Here is a 2527-nt window from a genome sequence, read left to right as displayed (position 1 = left end):
GAGCCGTTCCAGAACTTCCCTATCCCAGCGGTCCTGGTTCCGGCTTTGGGAACGAAACTGGCGTCCATGCACAGCACGAATCTGGCACCGAGTGCGCCCAGTCGTATCAGCAGTTCCAATAGACCCCAGTGGAGGATGTCCCACGGGAGCGTCTTAGCGAACCAACGGCGGAAAGTGCGTTCATCCCAGCCGCTGTAGCGGCTGAGATTCAGGGCATTCAGACGGCCAGGGATAGATTGCCAGAGTGGCATCAGATGGAGAAAGAAGCGTTGTTGGTGAACGGGGAGCTGGAGCAGGGTGAGCAACACGGATAAAATGGTCATCGGGTCTCCTGGGGGTGAGGATTTAAGAACTTCACCCTATCGGAGACCCGTTTTTTGGTTCATTTCAATTTTTGGTCAAAAGTGTCCGAACCATTGTTTATTCCGGATACCTCTCCCAGATAGACCGCATAGGTATCCAGAATGTTCGGGATAGGTATCCTGTCTATTCGGCATACCCCCCTGCCTCTCCCTTCTCTGATTGGGCTTCGGTGGAGCCGTAACCCAGCCCCAACACGCGCCGCCAGGTTCGTAACGGTGCAACAAGACTTTCAAGGCTTCAATCACAGGTTCAACGAACATGACATTCGATAATTTGCGGCCGTCCGCAGCTCGAATCTGGCGAAACTCGCGGGTGATGAGACCCCGATCCACTAGGAACTTCACGGCGTCCACGGCCTGCTGCTTGCTGATTCCAAGAAGCTCGGTGTAATAGGCATATGAGCGCTGGAGCTTGTCCGCACTGAATTTGCGGGTGACTCGCAGGAGCTTGCCAGTCACTTCGTCGCGGTGGTGGGTGGGGCGGTACCAATACAGGTCATCGGCGAGAATCATGATTGGGATGTGCTGGGTGACACCCCGGGCGCTTTTAAACTCTGGCCGATTAAAGAAACTGTGCGGAACGATGTTGCCCTCGATATGCAACTCACCAATGGCCTGCACAGCAGCGCTGGGCTTTTGACTCCGGTCCAGCTTGCTCATCATCCGGCTTCACCTGCCCATGGCTGATCGCAGGCCACCCTGGGCAGTTGACCGAAGATGATTTCGCCCTTCTCTGGGGTTTTCATATTCAAGGTGAAACGTGCAGCGGGGGGATGTTCACCGAGGTTGAGACCGGGGGCGAAGGTGGAGAAAAAGGTCTTTGGTGAAATGATGTCTCCTGGGCAATAGAGTTGGATGTCGGCATCCGAGGCCAGGAGGACCGCTGGCGCTTGAGCCTCCAGCTTGCGATCAGTGTTCCCCGGTGCGTCGGCAGCTTGGGGTGAAGTGGGAATCCTCTTGGCCTGGAGCTGGAGCAGCGAAATCATGCGGGCGGGCGAAAGATGGCAATTGCGCAGCGATATGGACATGCCTCTGAGCGTAAGAACGCTTGCGGGGTGAAACTGGCGTGGGCCACGAGGCGACTCATCGGAAAACTTGGTCTGAGCGTGGAGCCGAGTCGTGAAGAGGGTAACGATAGGGCGCGGGCAGACGAAGCAACACCAGAGACACACCGTAGGGAGTGGTTTAGAGGGACTGAGATGGAGAGTAGGCCTCCCGTCAGTCTTTAGTTTTGGGATGGCATTTTTCCCGTATCCCTTTATGAACTCTTCAAAAGATTGATCGAAGTAGAAGCTACTACTATCGGTCAGCCGTTCTTTTAGAAAGCTCGGCAGCGTCAAGCGTTAGCCCCTATCCAAAAGAGACGACGAGGGGTTTGAGTCACGGGTAGAGCGCGACGGACCATCAGGTCCGCCAGACAAGGTTGTGGGTGTTTATAAAACGACCTCTCCACTTGCAATGGGGAGTTTTTTCAGCTAGGCTCTAGTCGTAAAAAGGAGCCAATTAGCTGTACCCAAAACAAGAAAGCCACCTTTCCGAGGGGTGGTTTTTTTCTTTGATATGGACTGTAGCACTCGCTATTCACTTAACGCAAGAGACCCAGCGATCAAAAAACAAAGTTTGTAATTTCAGGGCGGCGTAGTTTTGCTTTAGCCACCCATTCTTGGATTGATGTTTGAGAAATAGGGCTGACTATTGAGAATCGTGCGCCGTTTTTATCGTGTCAGTCGAGATATTTCCCTGCTTTTTTCTGCTAAAAAAATTTAATATGGGTGCGAAATCACATAGTGAATCAGAAAGATAAAGAATTAAATATTTTTTAACAAAATGCGGAATAATCAGAAGAATCTTGGTCTAATAGATTATCAAACCTGACAATTTAAAAAATCTCCAATTATGTAGAGAGTCACAATTCGATCATGGCTGGAATCTACGCCCACCAAATGTTGCAGCAGGATGACGGCGAAGACTGGGCCATCCTGCCCCCGAAAACGGCGCAGTGAAGCCCGACGAGGCCGAGGTAAGGGTGACTGCCTGACTAAGAGCACGTTTATAAAGGGTCAGACCCGATGGCAAGCTTGAGGTGTGAAACGCAAGCCTTACTCGTCGGACCTGACCCAAGCCCAGTTTAAGCGGCTCGAACCACTCCTCCCCTCTGCCAAGCC

2 protein-coding genes and 1 pseudogene are annotated in these 2527 nt (G+C 52.4%); all 3 read right to left on the bottom strand.

The genetic code is table 11. The features are described from left to right. Window positions 1–323 (bottom strand): annotated as a pseudogene (locus Q319_RS28490) (IS4 family transposase); the annotation flags it as partial. Between the two features lie 75 nt (window positions 324–398). After that, window positions 399–1025: a hypothetical protein gene (locus Q319_RS0123090; RefSeq protein WP_051655717.1), complete on the bottom strand. Its 627-nt coding sequence runs from the start codon at window positions 1023–1025 to the stop codon at window positions 399–401. Continuing rightward, window positions 1022–1390: a hypothetical protein gene (locus Q319_RS0123085; protein ID WP_029484730.1), complete on the bottom strand. Its 369-nt coding sequence runs from the start codon at window positions 1388–1390 to the stop codon at window positions 1022–1024. The genes Q319_RS0123090 and Q319_RS0123085 overlap by 4 nt, the downstream gene beginning before the upstream one ends. Window positions 1391–2527 lie beyond the last annotated feature (1137 nt).

Origin of the sequence: Deinococcus marmoris DSM 12784, from assembly GCF_000701405.1 — a bacterium.
Lineage (GTDB): Bacteria > Deinococcota > Deinococci > Deinococcales > Deinococcaceae > Deinococcus > Deinococcus marmoris.
This window is presented reverse-complemented; position numbering and strand designations above follow the sequence as displayed.